Annotated in this window: 13 protein-coding genes; 10 read left to right on the forward strand and 3 right to left on the reverse strand. The window is 69.0% G+C overall.

The window, feature by feature from the left end:
- Entirely contained in the window at window positions 1-1,215 is a 1,215-nt protein-coding gene (locus tag LQD00_RS07075; RefSeq protein ID WP_232716376.1) for a hypothetical protein, read from the reverse strand.
- 56 nt (window positions 1,216-1,271) lie between these two features.
- Here LQD00_RS07075 and LQD00_RS07080 point away from each other — a divergent pair, with 56 nt between their 5' ends.
- The 4 genes from LQD00_RS07080 to LQD00_RS07095 are packed head-to-tail and all read left to right on the forward strand — an operon-like array spanning window position 1,272 to window position 3,905.
- Window positions 1,272-1,760: an META domain-containing protein gene (locus LQD00_RS07080; protein ID WP_406566974.1), complete on the forward strand. Its 489-nt coding sequence runs from the start codon at window positions 1,272-1,274 to the stop codon at window positions 1,758-1,760.
- Window positions 1,757-2,740, forward strand: coding sequence for a malate dehydrogenase (locus LQD00_RS07085; RefSeq protein ID WP_232716377.1), 984 nt, complete (start codon window positions 1,757-1,759; stop codon window positions 2,738-2,740). Before LQD00_RS07080 ends, LQD00_RS07085 begins: the two co-directional genes overlap by 4 nt.
- Window positions 2,741-2,767: 27 nt before the next feature.
- Window positions 2,768-3,598 (forward strand): polyphosphate kinase 2, encoded by an 831-nt coding sequence (ppk2, locus tag LQD00_RS07090; RefSeq protein WP_232716378.1) that lies wholly within the window; start codon window positions 2,768-2,770, stop codon window positions 3,596-3,598.
- A gap of 10 nt (window positions 3,599-3,608) precedes the next feature.
- On the forward strand, window positions 3,609-3,905 hold the full coding sequence (locus tag LQD00_RS07095) for a DUF503 domain-containing protein (protein ID WP_232716380.1): 297 nt from the start codon (window positions 3,609-3,611) through the stop codon (window positions 3,903-3,905).
- 197 nt (window positions 3,906-4,102) lie between these two features.
- Here LQD00_RS07095 and LQD00_RS07100 read toward each other — a convergent pair whose 3' ends face one another.
- On the reverse strand, window positions 4,103-4,666 hold the full coding sequence (locus LQD00_RS07100) for a mismatch-specific DNA-glycosylase (RefSeq protein WP_006865040.1): 564 nt from the start codon (window positions 4,664-4,666) through the stop codon (window positions 4,103-4,105).
- A gap of 30 nt (window positions 4,667-4,696) precedes the next feature.
- Window positions 4,697-5,053 (reverse strand): VOC family protein, encoded by a 357-nt coding sequence (locus LQD00_RS07105; RefSeq protein WP_232716382.1) that lies wholly within the window; start codon window positions 5,051-5,053, stop codon window positions 4,697-4,699.
- A 114-nt stretch (window positions 5,054-5,167) separates the two neighbouring features.
- Here LQD00_RS07105 and LQD00_RS07110 point away from each other — a divergent pair, with 114 nt between their 5' ends.
- The 6 genes from LQD00_RS07110 to LQD00_RS07135 all read left to right on the forward strand — a co-directional run bounded on the left by LQD00_RS07110 (window position 5,168) and on the right by LQD00_RS07135 (window position 14,758).
- Window positions 5,168-8,380, forward strand: a complete 3,213-nt coding sequence (locus LQD00_RS07110; protein WP_232716385.1) for a BTAD domain-containing putative transcriptional regulator — start codon at window positions 5,168-5,170, stop codon at window positions 8,378-8,380.
- A gap of 119 nt (window positions 8,381-8,499) precedes the next feature.
- Window positions 8,500-9,927 (forward strand): FAD-binding oxidoreductase, encoded by a 1,428-nt coding sequence (locus LQD00_RS07115; RefSeq protein ID WP_232716387.1) that lies wholly within the window; start codon window positions 8,500-8,502, stop codon window positions 9,925-9,927.
- 75 nt (window positions 9,928-10,002) lie between these two features.
- Window positions 10,003-10,398, forward strand: coding sequence for a PIN domain-containing protein (locus LQD00_RS07120; protein ID WP_232716389.1), 396 nt, complete (start codon window positions 10,003-10,005; stop codon window positions 10,396-10,398).
- 110 nt (window positions 10,399-10,508) lie between these two features.
- A complete protein-coding gene (locus tag LQD00_RS07125; RefSeq protein WP_232716391.1) occupies window positions 10,509-12,140 on the forward strand; it encodes an FAD-dependent monooxygenase in 1,632 nt (543 codons plus the stop codon).
- Window positions 12,141-12,201: 61 nt separating this feature from the next.
- A complete protein-coding gene (locus tag LQD00_RS07130; RefSeq protein ID WP_232716393.1) occupies window positions 12,202-13,506 on the forward strand; it encodes a polysaccharide pyruvyl transferase family protein in 1,305 nt (434 codons plus the stop codon).
- A 76-nt stretch (window positions 13,507-13,582) separates the two neighbouring features.
- A complete protein-coding gene (locus LQD00_RS07135; RefSeq protein ID WP_232716396.1) occupies window positions 13,583-14,758 on the forward strand; it encodes a serine hydrolase domain-containing protein in 1,176 nt (391 codons plus the stop codon).
- Window positions 14,759-14,774: the final 16 nt, after the last annotated feature.

Genomic DNA, 14,774 nt, shown 5'->3' on the forward strand with positions numbered 1-14,774 from the left:
TCACGCATTGGAGGTCCCGGCCTCCAGCGCGCGACGCGTGACCGCGTTCAGTTCCGCGACCGCCGCCTCCGGCGGATGCAGGACGCCGCGATCGGTCATCGTGGTGACGATGTCGCGAACGCGCCCGTAGTACGTGGCCTGCTCGGCCGGGGTGTTGCTCGCCTCGGCGTGGTTGTACAGCTTGATTGCGGTGTCGAGGGCGTTCTGGTCAGCGGGTTCGAGGTAGCCCGCGCCGATGCGTCGTCCGTGCTTCTCACACGCGATCCAGGCTCGCCGGAGTGCGGCCACGGACTGTTGGTAGGCGTCGGCGCGACCGCGGTTACCCGGGTAGGCGTCGGTACGCAGGGCGGTGGCCTCATCGAGCGCGAGGTGGAAGGTCTGGGTCTGTTCGACCGTGACGTCGGTGACCGCCGGGTACTTCAGCAGCAGCGCCGGGTCGAGTTCGTAGGTGCCGTAGGCGGTGAGCACCTCGTCGTGGCGGCGGGTCGCCTCTTCCCACAACCGTTGCGCGGCCTCGTCCGAGCCCGCGTCGGCGATGCGGGGCCGGCGTAGATCGACCGGTGTGTGCTCGCGATCCGAGGAGTCGTGGTCGAGGTGCATCTGCCCCACCGACACCGTCGCCGGCCGGTCGGCAGCCTGCTCCTGACCGGACTTGCGTCCCGCGTCCTTGGTCGTCGAAACACGTTGCGGCGCATGCGCTCGCAGCCGGTCGATCACCGCGGTCGCGGCCGGATCGCCCTCGACGATCGCAACCTGCCAGAGGTCGGGGTCGCGGTCCTCATCAGACCCGGCGCCGGAGCCTGGTTGTGGACGCGCGAAGGTCAGCTTCAGGTACTTCTGCCCGAGGACGGTGAGGTGCTGGGCCTGCCTGCCGGTCATCGCCGAGGTTTCGTAGGCCGGACCACCGATCGCGAACGACCGCAGCGCGCTCAGCGGGTAGGACACCAAAGTGTGGTCCTCGTCGCCGAAGTAAACGGTGTCGTCGTCGACGGTGAGCAACACCGCTCCCCGCTCGCCCAGTCGGCCGTATGCTGCCGCGAACAGCGACAAGGCGAGGAGTCCGGCAACCACCGCCGCGATAAGCAGACCATCGACGCCGGCGATGTTGAGCCCGACGAGTGCGACGAGCGCGACCATCATGACGATCCACGCGGCACCTGCGGAAGCGTGGTGGCGTCCCGTCAGGTATTCGGTCCGGCAGGTCACCGAAACCACATCTCACCTCCGATGGCCATATCGCATTCCCCACCCGGTCGGCTACCGTAGTGAACGTGAGCCTCGGGGATCGCCGTCAGACGGCACGCGTACTCCACCCAGCCCGCGAACATCGCATCAGCTTACGCATTGTTGCTCTGGTCAGCGCGGTGTTGTTCGTGTCGGGTCTCGGTGCGTTCGCGGCCGGTCCGGGTGTCGCCGCGCCGGCGGTTCCGCCCTTCGTCGGCAAGTCCTACTCGTCGACGGCGGTGACCGGCCCCCAGATCCCCGGTGGTGGCCCCCTTCAGCTGACCTTCACCGCCGCCAACCGCATCTCGCTGTTCGCCGGCTGCAACCGGCACGTGGGCGAGATGACGGTCGAGGGCTCGGTGCTGCGCGTCGGCTCGCTCGCCTCGACGATGATGGCCTGCCCCGGTCCCCGAGCGGGCGCCGACGAGTGGATCACCACACTCACCAGGGAGCCCATCACCTGGTACTCGGTGGGTCACGCACTCGTGCTCTCCGGGCCGGGAGTCCAGGTCCTGCTGACCGAAAAGTACTCGTGAATCGTCCCGCACCGGCCGTCGTCACCGTGACCGGTGCGGCCGGGAGCATCGGATACGCCAGCGTCTTCCGCATCGCCGCGGGCGCGATGCTCGGTCACGACCAGCCCATCGCCCTCCGACTCCTAGAGCTGTCCCAGGCGGTCCCGGCCGCCGTGGGTACCGCGATGGAACTCGACGACGGCGCCTTCGGCCTGTTGAAGTCCGTGGACGTCTTCGACGACCCGCGCAAGGCCTTCGACGGTGCGAGTTTCGCCCTGCTCATCGGTGCGCGTCCGCGATCGAAGGGCATGGAACGCGCCGATCTGCTCGCGGCCAATTCCGACATCTTCGCGGCACAGGGAGCGGTCCTCAACGACGTTGCCGCCGACGACATCCGGGTGATCGTGGTGGGTAACCCCGCCAACACCAACACCGCGGTGGCCGCCGCTCATGCACCCGAGGTCCCGCCGCAGCGATTCACCGCGCTCACCCGCCTCGACCACAACCGCGCGATCGCCCAACTGTCCCACCGCGCCGGGGTCGAGGTCGGCGAGATCAGCCGGGTCACCATCTGGGGCAACCACTCGGCGACGCAGTACCCCGACATCTTCCACGCGCGCGTCGGCGGCCGCACCGGCGCCGACCTCGCCGCGGACCGCGAATGGCTCGTCGACGACTTCATCCCCACCGTCGCGCGCCGCGGCACCGCGATCATCGAGGCGCGTGGCACCTCCTCGGCGGCATCGGCGGCCAACGCGACCATCGACCACGTGCACGACTGGGTCCACGGAACCGCCGCCGACGACTGGACCTCCACCGCGCTGCCGTCACCGGGCGCGTACGGCGTGCCCGAGGGCATCGTCTGCTCGTTCCCGGTGCGCTCGGTCGACGGTCAGTGGGAGATCGTCGAGGGACTCGAGATCAACGACTTCTCTCGGGAACGGATCGACGCCTCGGTCGCGGAACTCGAAGCCGAACGCGACGCCGCTCTGACCTCCTGAACGGTCGTCAGCCCGTAGGCTCTTCCCATGGCCAAGAAGGACAAGAAGAAGCCTCAGAAGATCTCGAACAAGGTCTACGAGGCCGAGCTCTTCCGGCTACAGACCGAGCTGGTCAAACTCCAGGAATGGGTGCGCGAGACCGGCGCTCGCGTGGTGGTGGTCTTCGAGGGCCGCGACGCCGCAGGCAAGGGCGGCACCATCAAGCGGATCACCCAGTACCTCAGTCCTCGCGTCGCACGTGTCGCCGCGCTGCCCGCGCCGACCGACCGTGAACGCGGCCAGTGGTACTACCAGCGCTACGTCGCGCACCTACCGGCGCCGGGCGAGATCGTGCTGTTCGACCGGTCCTGGTACAACCGTGCCGGAGTGGAGAAGGTCATGGGGTTCTGCACACCCGAGGAACACACCCGATTCCTGCGGCAGACACCGATCTTCGAGCAGATGCTCATCGACGACGGCATCATCCTGCGCAAGTACTGGTTCTCCGTCTCCGACGACGAGCAGCTCAAGCGTTTCCGCCAGCGGATGAAAGACCCTGTGCGACAGTGGAAGCTGAGCCCGATGGATCTCGAGTCGGTGTACCGGTGGGAGGACTACTCGCGCGCCAAGGACGAGATGATGGTCCACACCGACACCGCTCTGAGCCCCTGGTACGTCGTCGAATCCGATATCAAGAAGCATGCGCGGCTCAACATGATCTCGCACCTGCTCAACAGCATCGACTACGACGAGGTGCCCCGCCCGGAGGTGACTCTGCCGAATCGGCCGATCGAGTCGGGCAACTATCGCCGGCCGCCTCGATCGCTGTCCAAGTACGTTCCCGACCATGTGGCGACGCTGATCCGCACCGACCACTGATCGCGTTCTGATGTGGATCGGGTTCGCCGAGTTCGATTATCGCCTGGGCGATGTGCACTCGCTGAAACAGAAACGGTCGGTTGTCCGGCCGATCGTCGCCGAACTCCGTCGACGGTTCTCGGTGTCTGCGGCCGAGGTCGGTCACCTCGAGATGCATCGGCGCGCGGTGATCGGCACGAGCGTGGTGGCGGCCGACCGGAGCCACGTCGTCGACGTGCTCGACGCCGTCGAACGATCCGCCGCCAACCATCCCGAGGTGGAACTGCTGTCGGTGCGACGCCGGATCATCACCTCCGAGGACCTCTGAGACCCGACCCGCGTCGTCCGACTGAAAACCACCCCTGAAGTGCACCCCCCAGAGGGCGACCGTTGACACTATGTCGCCGGCGGAGCTGTCCAGGGTGCAAATCGGGGGCGGTTTGCTGCGGGCGGATCTCGGGGGCGGTTTGCTGCGGGCGGACCTCAGGGCGGTTTTCAGCAAGGGCGGGGGTCAGCGAAACCCGCTCACACCACACCCGCCGCGACCGCGGCCTCCCGGTATGCGGCGGCCAGCGAGTCGACGGTCTCGTGCGCGTTGAGTCCGCTGGGGTTCGGGACCACCCAGAGCTGGGCACCATCCCAGGTCTCCTCCTGGCGACCGGACACCGCGTCGCGTCGCCCGAAGGCGCTGCGGTAGGCGGTGATCCCGGCGACCGCCACCACTCGCGGACGGATCTCCCGCACGCGTTCCCGCAGCCGACGACCGCCGTCCCGGAACTCCTCGACCGTTAGTTCCGCGGCGGTCGCGGTGGCGCGGGCGACGACGTTCGTGATGCCGATCCCGCGTCCGGTCAGCAACTCGGCGTCGGCCTCGGACATGCCCCGTGATGCGTCGATCACCCGGTCGACGATCCCCGCGCGTGCCAGCGCCGGGTAGAAGCGGTTGCCGGGCCGCGCGAAATGGGCGCCGGTGGCGGCGGTCCACAGGCCGGGGTTGATCCCGACGAACAGCAATCGGCAGTCGTCACCGACGAGGTCGTCGACGGTGCGGTCCCGGTATTCGAGGAGTTCGGCCCTGGTGAATCCCATCCCCCGAGGCTAGACGTCGGTCGGGGGCACCTAGGCCTCGTGCTGCCCGGCGACACAGAACTGGTTGCCGTCGGGATCGGCCAGCGTCACCCAGCCGAAGCCGGGCATCTCGCGGTCGGCGATCTTCGTCGCGCCGGCGGCGATGAGTCGTTCGACCTCGGCTTCGCGGTCGTCGGTCGTGAGGTCGAGATGGATGCGGTTCTTCCCCGGCGTCGGGTCGTCTACCTGCTGGAACGCAAGGAGGGGTGCACCCTCTGCCAGCGAGAGGACGACGAAGAAGCCGTCGTTCTCCTGGACGATCCGGCCACCGAGCGCCTCGGCCCACCACGTGGCGAGCGGCATCGGCTGGAGGGTGTCGACGGTGATCATGCCCACTGCGAGACTCATGCGCACCAACCTATCGCCGGCCACCGACATCCGGCGCCGGCGTCTGTCGGATGAAGGACCGGACCTCGCCCACAACCCCTCCCCGGTGGGGTCCGGAGCACTACACTCACGTTGATGCTCGGACTCTCTTACACGGTCTTGGGCGGGCTCGGCGCCCAGATCGGTTCCGATCCCGTCGAACTCGGCACCCGCAAGCAGCGGGCCACACTCGCGCAGCTCGTCCTCGCCGAGGGTGCGCCGCTTCGTGCCGACCGGCTGATCGAGGGCATCTGGGGCGACTCACCACCCGATCGCGCCGAGGTGTCGTTGCAGTCCTACATCTCGGGCCTGCGCAAGGCCCTCGAACCCGACCGCAAACCGCGCAGTCCGTCGACCGTGCTGCTCACACACGGAACCGGCTACAGCCTGCCGACGACGCCGGATCAGGTCGACCTGCGCCGGCTGACCGCGGATCTGACCTCGGCACGAACCCTGATGCAGCAGGGCGACACCGCCGCCGCGGCCCCGCTCCTGCAGAAGGTCCTCGACGCCTACCGGCCGATCCTCCCGGAGTTCGAGGGACTGGCGTTCCGCGACGAGGCCGCCGACCATCTCGACCGTATGCTCGGCGCGGCGCGCGAGATGTCCTTCGAGGCACGCATGGCCGCTGGTGACCATCATCTGCTGGTCACCGAACTCGACAGTGCCGTCGAGAGATCACCACTCGACGAAGGACTCTGGGTTCTGCTCGCCACCGCGCTGTACCGGCTCGGCCGGCAGTCCGATGCACTCGGCGCGATCGCCAATGCCCGACGCATCCTCGCCGACGAGATCGGCGTCGACCCGGGCCCACGGCTCCGAGAACTCGAACGCGACATCCTCGATCACGCACCGCACCTCGATGCTCCACTCACTCCGCGCGAATCCCTCACACGCGAATCCCTCACGGTGGCAACCATTCCCCCGAGTACCGGTCGCGTCGAAGCCACCGAGACACCACCGGATCGGGAAGCCCTCGACGACGCGCCGACGCTCGTCGGGCGAACCGACGAACTGGCCGCGCTGCATCGCGCGGTTCTCGCCTCTATGACCGGACACGGTGGGGTCGTCGTGGTGGAAGGTGAACCGGGAGCGGGTAAGACCGCCCTCATCGACGAGGCGGGACGACGCGCGGCCGGCGCGGCCGACCTGCGGGTGTTATGGGGGCGGTGCGTCGACGATCCCGCGGCACCGTCGATGTGGCCGTGGGTCCAGATCCTCGGCACGGTACTCCCCCAGCTCGATCCGGCCGACCGGGAACGACTCCTCGACAGCGCTCTGGGCCGCATGGTCACCGAAGGCGTCAACGTCATCCCGCCGCCGCGTCAGATGCCCGACGCCGCAGCGCGTTTCCAGTTCTATGACCAAGCCGCCGACCTCCTCGACGGCGTCGCCGAGACCTCGAAACTGATCATCGTCCTCGACGACCTCCAGTGGGCGGACGGCGCCTCGTTGGAACTGTTCGCGCACATGGCCTCTCGACGGACGCCGGGCGTCACGTTCTTCGCCTCGCTGCGGTCACCGACCCACCGACCCGTCGTCGCGTCGACCCTCGCCACGCTGGCACGACTCCCCGAACACCGCCGTCTCCACGTCGGTTCCCTCCGCGGGGACGACATCTCCGAGCTGATCCGCCGCGAGACACAACAGTGGCCCGAGGTCGCGACGGTCAGTTCGATCGAGCGCCGCACCGGCGGCAACGCCTTCTTCGTCCGCGAACTGGCACGCATTCTCGCCGATCAGGGTTCGATCGCGGGCAACGCCGTGCCGTCCGGAGTACGCGACGTCGTGCGTCAACGGCTCCTCGGACTGTCGCGGGAGACAACCGAACTCCTCGACATCGCCGCCCTCATCGGCACCCGGGTGGACCTGGTGTTGCTCGCAACCGCGGCCGGACGACCCGTGGACGAGGCGCTCGACACCCTCGAACCCGCCTCCGCCGCCGGGGTCGTCGACCTCGGTCCCGACGACCCGTTCGGATTCGGTTTCAGCCACGACATCATCCGCGAGGCGATCGCCGACGGTATCCCGTCGAGGCGCGCGCGGCGTATCCACCTCGCCATCGCCGACGCACTCGCCGGGAACTCCTCACCGCATGCGGTCAGCCGGGTCGCCCGCCACCTGTGGTCGGCGGGGCCGCTCGCCGACCGGGCGCGCACGACCAGCGCCCTGCTGACCGCGGGCGACATCGCCCTCCGTACCTACGACTTCGACGGTGCGAAACGGCATTTCGGTGACGCGTCGACACTCGCACGGGCCACCGGCGACCAGGAGGCCGAACTGCGGGCGATCGCCACACAACTCGCCGGTGAGGTCTCCGTACACGGCTACTTCGCCGCCGATCCCGATCTCCAGGAACGCGCCCGCACACTGGCCACCACGCTCGGTGACCGGCGGCTGCTGGCCTCCCTCGACTACGCGCGCTGCGCCGCGCACATCCAGGTCGCCGACGCGCACACCGGACACCGGCTCGCGAATGATCTCCGCGCCCGCGCCGAACGGTCCGACGATCCCGTCGTCGTCCACCTCGGCATGCAGGCCGCCGGCATCGACGAGTTCACCCGCGGCAACTACGGTGCGGCGCATCGCATCCTGGACACATACGGACCGCTCGAGGACGTCGAAGGACTCCGTGACGACCAACTGACGATGGCGCGCGGTTTCCGGGCCTGGGCGGCCACGGTCCACCTCGGCCGGGATGCCGGTCGCGCGCTGTTCGCCGCCATCACCGACGCGCGTCCGGACCCCAGGTCCCGGTTGGGCACCGCCATCTTCGCAGTCGGCGCCGCGGCGACGATCGGCGATGCGGAGTGGGCACTCGACGCCGGACAGATCATCGACTCCGAGAGTGCGGGCCCGCTCGCCTATCTGCGTCGTGGCGGCGAACGCATGTATTGGTGGGCTCGTGCCATGGCCGGCGACATCGACGACGCCCTGGTCCGTATCGACCGGTTGGAGACCGCTGACCCCCGCCCCGACCGGCCCGGCAACACCGACCAGGCGCGCACCGGCGACGGATTCTGGCTCGGACTACATGCCGAGATACTGGTCACCGCCGGAAAGCTGACCGATGCGGCCGCCCTCCTGGATCGAGCCGACGAGTTCGCCGAACGGACCGGGGAACACTACGGGGACGCTCACCGTCTGCTCGTCCGCGCCCGATACGAGTACGCCAACGGACGTCCGGCGTCGAAATTCGGGACGACGCTCGCCCGCGCCCGCGCCATCGCCGTGGCGCAGGAGGCAAAAGCGCTGGTAGAACGGGTCGACGGATTCGCCGCGGCATGGGGCGTCTCGCCGACGGCGTAGTCCCAAGTCCGCCTCAAGTCGCCCTCAAGAACCGTCGGTGAATCTGGTGTCCGAACCCGGCCCGCCCGGACACCTGACCGACCGCCCGGCGACGCCGGCCACATCCGAGGACTCACCGTATGACCGCGACCCCCACCTCACCGACCGGCCGCCCCGAACGGCTGATCGTACGCACCCGCACCTCGGTGCTCGCGCAGCTGCGCGACCGGATGGCCGGCGAGGTCCTCGGCCCCGGGGATGCCGGTTTCCGCGAGGCACGGGCCGGCTTCAACCGGCTCGTCATCCATCGGCCGTCGGTGATCGCCATCCCCGAGAATCACTTCGACGTCGTCGAGGCCGTGCGGTTCGCCGCCGAGGAGGATCTGCGGATCACGGTCCAGGCCACCGGTCACGGGACCGGGGTGCCGGCCGACGGCGGCCTGCTCATCAACACGTCCCGTCTCACCGCGGTGACCGTCGACCCGGTCACGAGGACCGCCCGGGTCGCCGCCGGTGCCACCTGGAAGGCGGTGCTCGACGCCGCGGTTCCGTACGGCCTCGCGCCGCTGATGGGTTCGGCGAGCATCGTCGGCGCGGTCGGCTTCACCCTCGGCGGCGGTTTCGGTTGGCTCGGGCGCCGCTTCGGGCTGGGTTCGGATGCCGTGCTGGCCTTCGATCTCGTGACTCCCGACGGCAGGCCGATCCGCGTCAGCGAGGCGAGTTTCCCGCACATCTTCTGGGCGCTGAGGGGTGGTGGCGCGGGCAGCGTCGGCGTGGTCACCTCGATGGAGATCGCCCTCGTCGACGTGACCACGGTGTACGCGGGCAACCTCTTCTACCCGGCCGACGACGCCGAGGAGATCATGCGCCGGTTCCGCGACTGGGCACCGGCCCAGCCGGAGGCCCTGACCTCTGCGGTCACCATCCTGAACCTGCCGCCCACCGACGACGTCCCGGAGCCGTTGCGCGGCGGGAGTTTCGCGGTGGTGCGCGGATGCTGGTCCGGCGACATCGCCACCGGCCGGGTGATCGTCGACGAGTGGCGGAACTGGCGGACACCCCTGGTCGACCTGTGGGACGAGATGCCGTTCGACGCAGTGGACGCGATCAGCATGGACCCAACCGAACCGATGCCGGTCATGGTCACCACCGAGTGGTTCGACGAGCTGCACGACGAGGCCATCGATGTGGTCGCCGGTCGCGCTCGCCCGGAGCCGGGCTCGGCACCGCTCATCGTCTCCGCCGAGATCCGCCACGCCGGCGGCGCGATCGCACGTGGTGCGGCCGGCGCGGCGAACGACCGGGCACGCTCCGGGCAATTCCTCCTCGAACTGATCTCGGTGGTTCCCGACCCGCATGTGGCGCTCGCCGTCGAATCGACGCTGCGCGTGACCCGCACCGAGCTCGCGCCCTACGTCACCGGTGCCACCTACCTGAACTTCACCTCCGGTGCCGAACGTGCCGGCCGCGCCGCCGACGCATACAGCGCCGAGCACCGCCGTCGGCTCCTGGACATCAAGGCGACGCTCGACCCGCACGACCGCTTCTGTCACGGCGACATCGCCTGACACCCGAGCCGGTGCACACCGAGTAGCCGCGAGAGGGCTTGCGCGACAACGCCTACGTGTGGGCTGATGGGTGACATGACCGATCCGAACCCGTCCCACCTCGACGTCCCGCTGCTCGTCGTCGACGGCGCGAACGTCGTCGGTTCGGTACCGGACGGCTGGTGGCGGGATCGGAGGGGTGCAGCGCAGCAGCTGAGAGACCGCCTCGCGCTACTCGCCGAGCCGGGTCTCGAAGCGTTGACCGGACCGATCGAGGTCGTGCTCGTCGTGGAGGGCAGAGCGCGCGGGGTCGCGTCGGTTCCCGACGTGACGGTCGTCGAGGCCGCGGCGTCGGGGGACGACACGATCGTCGACGTCGTCGGCGACCACCCTGATCGTCGTCGCGTGGTCGTCACCGCCGATCGCGAGCTGCGCGCCCGGGTCACCGCACTGGGCGCCGAGATCCTCGGACCGTCGTCGATCCCGCGCTGAGTCCGCGACGATGCCGTGCCACATTTCCCGAGTACCGCACCGGTACCGGTCGTTCGGCGAATAATCCGGTCCGGGAACACCTCAGACGCCGGACGACGAAGGGTCTCTGTATGCACGACGTCGATGTACTGGTCGCGGGCGCCGGTCCGATCGGGCTGACCGCCGCCATCGAACTCCGCCGACGAGGTGTCCGGGTCCGGATCGTCGACCCGCTCCTCGAGCCTCCCCAGTACGCGAAAGCCGTTGGCATCCAACCTCGCACCCTCGAGGTCTTCGAGGGCATGGGGGTGATCGAACCGATCCTGGACGCGGGCATGGAGATGCGCGGACAGTTCGTGTTCGTCAACGGCGCCCAGGTGTCACGGATCGACCTGGTCACGCCGGCCGACGTGCCCTTCCGCTTTCACCTGCTGCCGCAATACGCCACCGAGCGCGTCCTGCGAGACCGTCTGACCGACCTCGATGCCGAGGTCGAGCGCGGCGTGCGCGTCTCGGCGTTCACCCAGGACGACGACGGGGTCACGGTCACCCTGACCGACGCGGCCGGCGTCGAGACCTCCGTCCGCGCGGGCTATCTGATCGGAGCCGACGGTGCGCACAGCACGGTCCGTAAGGGTCTGGGCCTGAGCTTCGAGGGTGGCGCCTTCGCCGAGCAGTACATGCTGGGCGACGTCGCCGTGGACTGGTCGATGCCCCGCGGGTACGCGATCCGCGCCATGCACCAGGCCGCCGACGGCACCACCGACGATCTGCTGGTGTGCATCCCCCTGCCGGGGCGGGGTCGGTATCGCATGTCGATGCTCGTGCCCGACGAACTCGCGATCGGCCCGGCCTCCGGCGGTGACGGCGTCGCCCACGGTTTCGAGGGCACTCGCACACCGGAGCTGTCGCACATCCAGGCCGTCGTCGACCGGTTGTCACCCGAACCCGCCACCGTGTCGGACCTGCGGTGGTCGTCGGTGTTCCGCATCAGCCACCGGATCGTCGACTCCTACGGTCGCGGAAGGGTGTTCGTGGCCGGGGACGCCGCGCACATCCATCCGCCGACCGGGGCCCAGGGCATGAACACCGGCGTGCAAGACGCTCACAACCTCGCGTGGAAGCTGGCCCTGGCCGTCTCCGGTGACGCGGCTCCCGGCCTGCTCGACACCTACGACCTGGAACGACGCCCGGTCGGCGAAGAGGTCGTCGGCCGAACGGTCCGCGACGCGCGGGAGGGCATCGGCTCCGATTCCGCCGACGTGGAGTTCGTGACTCGGCGCGAAGCCCAACTGCTGATCTCCTACGCAGACAGCCCGATCACCGCAGGTTCGACGATCCCCTCCGCGCCCGCCGCACCGCGGGCGGGTGAACGGGCCCCGGATGCCGCCGGGCTCGGTCGTGACTCGGTGAATCATCCGCTCCGGTTGTACTCGTTGCTGAGCGGCGTCGACCACGCTCTGGTGCTGTACGCCGACGCCACCGCGGGAGCCGAGGACGTGGCCGTACTCGAGAACCTCGCCGCCGAGGTGACCGAGGCGGCGCGCGGGCACATGAGCGCCCACGTGGTGGCGGCGCCGACCGCGCAGGTCGGCAGCACCGACCTGCCACTGCTCCGCGACACCGAGAGTCGCTTCGCCGCCGGGTACCTTCCGGATGGATCGACGGCCTTCGTCATCCGCCCCGATGGCCATCTCGGGTACCGCGGCCCACTGGACGACACCGCCGCAGTACTCGCCTACCTCCGCGCGACGTTCGCGTGACGTGACCCTGGTCTTTCGACCGCCGAGTGGCACCGCTTGGTCGCCACCGTAATCTCTCACCATGACGAAATGGGGGCAGGTGGAGCGTGTTCGCGCGCTGGCGAACCGTGTGGAGGCATCGGCGCGACGCCGGGCGAGTGACTCCTCTGTCGGTCGCGCCCTGGGTTCCGGCGAGGTCATCTACCTGATCGCACCGACCGGCTATCCCAACTACGGCGACGAACTCATCGCGCGCACATGGTTGCGCCGCCTTGCACGCATCCGCCCCCAGGCGACCGTGATCCTGGACTGCCACAGCCCCGGATCGGCGAGCGCTCTTATGGGCGACGCACACCCGAATCTGCGTGTCGTCGACACGCTGTGGCAACTCTCGAACTACGCCTCCGACACCGAACCCGCCGCCCCGTGGTCGTGGGTCGGACGCGCGGTCCTCGATGCCGGCCTGGCGCCGCGTCTCACGGCCGGCATCGATCTGCTGCACTCGGCGACCACCATCCACCTACTCGGCGGCGGGTACGTGAACAGTGTGTGGCCGCACCATGTCTCGCTGCTCGTGGCAGCCGCCGCGGTGTCGGGCCGATCGGGCGCGAAGCTCGTGGCCACCGGTCAGGGCCTCGTGCCGACGGTCGAGGAACCGGCATGGACGGCCCTGGTCACGGCGTTGGGCGCGTTCGACATCGTCGACGTGCGCGACACCGCGTCGGCGCAGGCGCTCGAGGGCGCGGTCGGCGTGCGGCATTCCGGGGACGACGCCTGGCTCGCGCTACACCGGCCACAGCCGGCGGTCTACCGCGACGAAAGACCCGCCGACACACCCGGGAAAGGTCGCGGCGTAGTGCTCTGCCTGCAGTCGGACCTCACCGAGAAGTTCACCGGGCCAAATGGTTCCGGGGTCGAAGCGCTCGCTGCGTTCGTCCACGACACCCTCGACGCCTGGGAGGTCCCGGGATCGGCGGTCACCGTCGTCGAGGGAATCCCGGGTCACGACTATGAGGTGCCGTTCCGTCTCGGCTCGCGTCTGGACGGCGCGCGTGTTCTCAACTTCCGCGATGTCTGGTTCGGGGGCCTGCCCGCTGGGCAGGGCAACACCTGGATCAGCACCCGTTTCCACCCGCATCTCATCGCGGCTGCGGCGGGAGACCCGGGTGTGGCGATCGTGCCGATGCCGGTCTACTACTCGACCAAGCACCGATCCCTCCTCGAGGCCGGATCGGCCTGGAGCATCGTCGATTCGGGAGACACGATCCCCGATCGCCCCACCGCCGGCGGATTCGGCGCGGGAGATCGTGAACGCGCCATCGAGGCCAAGGTCGCCACCGCACTCGACATCTACCCGGTGGCCCCGTTCCTGGCGCACCGCGCCTGACACCCGCCGGCGCGAATTCTGCGCCGGATTGTCCGAGGAACTGGCTGTTCCGGTCGCCGCACGGGAGGATCGCAGGATGACCCGTCGGCCTGCGCGCCCCTCTGTCCTGCGAGTTCTGGTGTGCGGCGTGGCCGCGGTGCTGGGCATCGCCGCCTGTTCGCCATCCCAGTCGTCCTCACCAGGGTCGAGCCTCACCCCGACATCGGTGTCTGCCGAGAGCGGCGCGGCCTTCCAGCAGGTGCTCGACGACCTCCGATCGTCCGGCGGCTTCCCGGGCGTCATCGCTCGCGTCATCTCGCCGGCCGGCATCTGGACGGGCACGGCCGGCACCGCGGTCGAGGGTCAGGACCGGCAGATCACCGCATCCGATCACACCCGCATCGGGTCGCTCACCAAGACGATGACCGCGACGATCCTGCTGCAACTCGTCCAGGACGGACGCGTCTCGCTGGACGATCCGATCAGCGAGTACGTCCCCGAGGCTCCCAACGGAAATGCCACCGTCCGTCAAGTCGCGGACATGACCAGCGGCATCCCGTCGTACACCCTGTCCGACACCTTCACGCAGAGGTTCTTCGCCGATCCCGGATACGACTGGGCGCCACGAGAACTCGTCGACGCCGCGAAGTCGTTGCCGCCCGCCTTCGTACCCGGGGCGGGCTGGCAGTATTCGAACACCAACTACGTGCTGCTGGGACTCCTCATCGAAAGGGTGCTGCGACAACCGATTCGCGACGCCTTCGACGAACGGATCTTCCGACCGCTGGGCATGGCAGCTTCGTCGTGGCCGGGCGGGTCCGTCGAGATCCCGGACCCGCATCTCGACGGAGTGACCAGCCAGGGGCAACCGGCCGGCCAGACGGTCGACTCCACGAACTGGAACCCGTCCTTCGCCTTCACCGCCGGCGCGGTGATCTCGACCCTCGACGATCTGCAGCGCTGGGGCGACGCCCTGTTCACCGGTCGGGGCGTGCTCGATCCTGCAACACAGCAACTACGGCGCGATTCGATCCTGACGTCTCCCCCGCCCAACACCGCCAGCGCCGGCTACGGCATCGGTATCGGCAACCGGGACGGCTGGTGGGGCCACGACGGCGATTTCCCCGGCTTCAACTCATCGTTGTTCCACGACTACGACTCCGATACGACGATCATCATCCTGGTCAACAGTGACGACGACATCACCGTCGACGGGAAGCAGGAGTCGCCGGTGTCGGCGATCCTCGCCGGTCTGATCTCCGCACTGCCCTGAAGCGTTGCGGCGTAGG

This window comes from Gordonia metallireducens (assembly GCF_021245825.1).
Lineage (GTDB): Bacteria > Actinomycetota > Actinomycetes > Mycobacteriales > Mycobacteriaceae > Gordonia > Gordonia namibiensis.